Below are 4,264 nucleotides of genomic sequence, written 5' to 3'. Positions count from 1 at the left end.
GCGCGTGTTGGAGAGCGCGTGCCGTTCGGTCTGACCTCACCGGTGCAGATCGTCCATGTCGCAGTCCAGCGCCCCGGCGAGCTTTGCCAGCAGCTCGGCGGATGGATTCGCCTTGCCGTTCTCGATCATGGACAGCATCTGCCGGGATACGCCGCAACGCCGCGCCAGCTCCTCGAGGGAGTATCCCCGGAAGTTGCGCCATACCCGCAACGGATGATCGCCCCCATCGAGCAGGCGGTTCACGAATTCCGCCGGCAGGTATTCGGTCTCGCGCGCCGCCTTGGCGTCGGCAATGTCCTGCAGCTCCTCCATACGCGCCTGCATCGCGTTCCATTCGCCGATCGGCACCACGGCAAAAGTGGGCTTGCCCTCGAGTTCGATGAATTGCACAGTCATTTGTACACGTCTCCCCGGGATCCGATTTTCAGTACGAGCAGAACCAGTTCCTGCTCCCGTATCTCGCAGATCGCGCGCCAGTTTCCGACGCGCAGCCTCCAGAAGGAGGAATTCGTCAGGGGTTTCCAGGCGCCGCGATACGCGCTCGGATCTCTCGAAATCACTTCCAGCTCTCTGCGAATCCGCCGTGAGACATTTTGGGGAGCCTTCCGTAGGGCCTTGAGCGCCGGCTTCGTGTACCGCAGTTCGAGCATGGATGGATGTTAAGCAAACGCTCAGAAATGTGTCAAGTAATACTTAACATATTGGAAGTCGCGCTTTCCCGTTTGACGGCCTGGCCGACGCCGGCATGCGGCTCTCCGAAGTCATGTTCATGATCGCGATCGTCGTCCTGGCCACCGTGGTGGTGTGGCTGACGGCGCAGGGAGGCGGTGTCGGCGGATCGACGCTACAGACCGTCCCGTGCCGGGACGAAGGTCCGCCCGACAGCCTCCTGAATCTGCCCGGCCATGGCGTCGATCAGGAGACGGTGTTTATCCTTCATCTCGACGGTAAGCTTTCGCTGCTGCTCGCGTATCGCCGACAGCATCTCCGCGCGCATCTCCTCGCGGTTGAGCGCCTCGTCCACCTCGATGAGCACCTTGTCGACCGCCAGCCAGGTGGCCACGCCCGCGCCGAACCCGCAGACCAGTGCCAGCGCGCCGCCCGGAGAACAGATCGCCGCCGCACCCGCCGCGGAGACCAGGATCGAACCGCCCTTTTTCGCCACCGCCTTGGTCGTCAGCGCGGCGGCGGTCTGAAACGACTTCTTGGTGGCGATCTTGCCGACCACCGCCGAGGCCGTCTTGCCGGCCAGCGCCTTGGCGGTCACCACACCCACCGCGGTGCCGCTGGCGGCGGCGGCCGAGGCCCGGAGGCTGTCGCGATCGACCCCGGTCAGTTGCGTGAGGTCGATATCGCTCAGGCCGCAGGGGCGGTCGTTCAATGCGGTCTGCGCCTGAACCGACAGGCGCGACGCCACGTTCGAAACCCGCTCCCGCGACTGTCGAGACACCTCCTGGTTGAGGCGTTGCAGCCGTTTGGTGAAATCCTGCTTGCCGAACAGATGCGTCTCGACCTGTTCCGCCATCACCTGCGCCACGTCGCCGCCGAACACGGCGAGCAGGCGTTCGTATTCGCCGAGCACCGTGAAGTACCAGTCGAGGTAGGCGTCCACCCCCTTCTCCACGTCCGCGAAGAGTTCCTCGACCCCTTGTTCGATACGCTCATCGGCCAGGGTGATGGCTTCCTGCCGTTCCCGCTCGAGCTGGCTGTCCAGTTCGGCCGCGATGCGGGCCGCGTTTGCCGTGTCGTTTCGACAGGGATCGATCCATCCCAGGGCGTGGCGCGCCGGTTCGCCAAACACGGCGGGGTCCAGGCGCGAGAGTTTCACGGTGGCGTAGAAATAGGGAACGGCAAGGACGAGTATGGTCGCGATGAAGGCGCCGGAGGCGGTGACACTTGGGTCGCGAAGTCTACGCTCCAGCAGTGCGCCGACGCCCAGCAGCATCCGGGTGTAGATATAGGCGATCGCACCGGCCTGCAGCAGAAAGACGGCCCAGGCGGCGAATCTCATGCCGGTCCCAGGCAGGCCTGGGATGAGCAACTGCGTCGCATGCCAAGACAATGCGTCGATCGCGTGCGCTGCGCCCGCTGACCAGCCGGACAGTCGGCAGGCGGCCCCGTCGTTGATCCTGGTGAAGGCCGACTCCGCCACCCGGTCCCAGCCGGCGGCGCGGGTGTCGGGGGCGCCCGTAGAGAAATCGATCGCCAGGAAGGCCGCGGCAATCAAGGCGCCGTTCAGCGCCAGGAGCGGCCAGCGCCTCGAGGCCATCGCGAGGCGCTCGGGCCGGACCTCGGAGGCGAGCAGCCGGTTCGCCGGCGCGACCAGAGCCAGCAGCAGCGGTACGTCGAGCGCCAGGACGGCCCAGTGCCACACGGTCAGGTGCGTGGCGAGCACCAGCGATGCCGCAGCCAGTATCAGGGAAAGGGCGGCCTGGAACACCAGTGTGATCGTGCCCGCCCAGAACAGTCCGCGAACCCGGCTCTCGGGTCGCGTGACGCCATCGAGCACCACCCTGCGATGGAACAGCGCGTATTCCCTCTGGTACTCCCATATCGGCCAGGCGAGTATCGCAAGGACTGGGAACAGGACCAGGCAGTCCAGATCGAGGAACACCCGCGACAGGGTCCAGAAGACCAGCGCGGCCAGCGACATCCCGAGAAGATCCCTCAGCAGCGCACCGTTTCCGCGCGGTTGCGGGTCGACTTGCGTTCGATCAGCCACGACGGTTCCGGGATGGGGCATCCGGCACGGCGGGCGGGTTCGAACCTGGATCCGGGTACCGCATGATCGTGCCGCCGCCTACCGCAGACGCCGCTCGAGTACTTCCCGCACCTCGGCGTCGGTCAACACGATTGGGTTGGTCTTCATGCTGCTGCCGCGCGAGTGTGCCACGATGGCATCGAGGTCGCGCCCGCCGAGCCCGTACCGTGACAACGGCGGCAGGTCGAGCCACCGCGTCCATTCCCCGAGACGTTCCACCAGGGCGGCGCGGGCCTCGACCGGATCCCGGATACGGCGCTCGAGCAGGACCTCGGCCACACGCGCATAGCGACCCAGCGCGCGGTTATCCGGCTCACGCTCGATCATCGCCCGGATGTTGACCTCCGTGGCCGCGGCGACCAGCGTTCCACAGACGACGCCGTGCGGGATCGGGTGGAAGGCCCCCAGCGGCGAGGCGAGTCCGTGCACCGATCCCAGCCCGGTCTGCGCCAGTGTGATGCCGGAGACCAGTGCGGCATATGCCATGCGCGTTCGATTCTGTTGGGCGTCGCCCTCGCCGAGGTACCAGGGCAGGAGACCGTCGCGTGCCGCGCGCAGGCCGCTGATCGCCAGGGCGTCGGTCATGACGTTTGCCCGCAGCGATACGTAGGATTCGATCAACTGGGTCAGGGCGTCCATGCCGTTGGCGGCGATGATGTCCCCCGGGCAGGTCGCGAGCAGGTCCGGGTCCACCACGGCATACTCCGCGACCAGGCGATCGTGTCGAAAGGACTTCTTGAACCCGGACGCGCCCTGCCGGCTCAGCACCGCGTTCTTGGTGGCCTCGCTTCCCGTGCCCGCCGTCGTGGGGACGGCGATGAACGGGGTCGCCGGTCCCTCGTATTCGCGTTCCGGGCCGACCCCCTCCAGGTAATTCATCACACTGCTTCCGACGCGCAGCAGTCCGGCGATGGCCTTGGCCGCATCCAGTGCGCTGCCACCGCCGATGCCGATCACGACGTCGAACGTTTCCGCCGTCTCCGCCACGGCTTCGTCTACGGCCTCGGGCGACGGCTCTCCCGAAACAGTGACGTACCGCCACGACATCCCGCGCTCGGCGAGGTCCTTCTCCAATCGTTCCCGATACGTGGAATCGAGGAACGATTTCGCGCCGGTCACGAGCAGCGCCCGGGAACCGTAATCCGCGGCGATCGCCGCGATCTTCGAATAGGCCCCAACACCGAACTCGATGCGAGGCAGCCGTGCGATGGAAAACGGTTCGATCATGTCGGGTCGTCCGGCGGAAAGAGCCCCTGATACGGCACGCCCCTGCGGGGTTCCGCCATCCAATCGGCGACGGTATCCCGCCAGGCAAGATAGTGCGCCGTCTGTTTGTGGGCTGCCGCACTCTCCGCGTCGGCATAGGCCTCGTAGAGAACGAAGCGGTCCGGTTCGTCGGGCGAGCGAAGGACGTCGAAACGCCGGTTTCCCGGTTCGGCGACCGAGGCCTCGTGATTCAGTCGTGTCGCCTCGATGAACTCCTCGGCGTGCCCGGGTTTGACG

The 4,264-nt window shown here is 66.2% G+C and carries 5 protein-coding genes; all 5 read right to left on the bottom strand.

Annotated elements, in window-relative coordinates:
- Positions 1 to 36: 36 nt before the first annotated feature.
- The gene (locus LJE91_09605; GenBank protein ID MCG6868958.1) at positions 37 to 396 is read right to left on the bottom strand and encodes a helix-turn-helix transcriptional regulator; all 360 of its coding nucleotides are present in this window, start codon (positions 394 to 396) and stop codon (positions 37 to 39) included.
- The gene (locus tag LJE91_09600; protein MCG6868957.1) at positions 393 to 650 is read right to left on the bottom strand and encodes a type II toxin-antitoxin system RelE/ParE family toxin; all 258 of its coding nucleotides are present in this window, start codon (positions 648 to 650) and stop codon (positions 393 to 395) included. Before LJE91_09600 ends, LJE91_09605 begins: the two co-directional genes overlap by 4 nt.
- A gap of 194 nt (positions 651 to 844) precedes the next feature.
- Positions 845 to 2,722: a hypothetical protein gene (locus tag LJE91_09595; protein ID MCG6868956.1), complete on the bottom strand. Its 1,878-nt coding sequence runs from the start codon at positions 2,720 to 2,722 to the stop codon at positions 845 to 847.
- 78 nt (positions 2,723 to 2,800) lie between these two features.
- Positions 2,801 to 3,988, bottom strand: coding sequence for an iron-containing alcohol dehydrogenase (locus LJE91_09590; GenBank protein MCG6868955.1), 1,188 nt, complete (start codon positions 3,986 to 3,988; stop codon positions 2,801 to 2,803).
- The coding region (locus LJE91_09585) for an antibiotic biosynthesis monooxygenase (GenBank protein MCG6868954.1) at positions 3,985 to 4,264 on the bottom strand (280 nt) is incomplete at its 5' end. The genes LJE91_09585 and LJE91_09590, both read right to left, overlap by 4 nt.

Source organism: Gammaproteobacteria bacterium (genome assembly GCA_022340215.1).
Lineage (GTDB): Bacteria > Pseudomonadota > Gammaproteobacteria > JAJDOJ01 > JAJDOJ01 > JAJDOJ01.
The sequence above is the reverse complement of the archived record's forward strand: the minus strand, read 5'-3'. Positions and strand labels throughout refer to the sequence as shown.

Coding starts and splice junctions, on each gene's coding strand:
- LJE91_09605 (MCG6868958.1), bottom strand. CDS start 396: ATGACTGTGCAATTCATCGAACTCGAGGGCAAGCCCACTTTTGCCGTG.
- LJE91_09600 (MCG6868957.1), bottom strand. CDS start 650: ATGCTCGAACTGCGGTACACGAAGCCGGCGCTCAAGGCCCTACGGAAG.
- LJE91_09590 (MCG6868955.1), bottom strand. CDS start 3,988: ATGATCGAACCGTTTTCCATCGCACGGCTGCCTCGCATCGAGTTCGGT.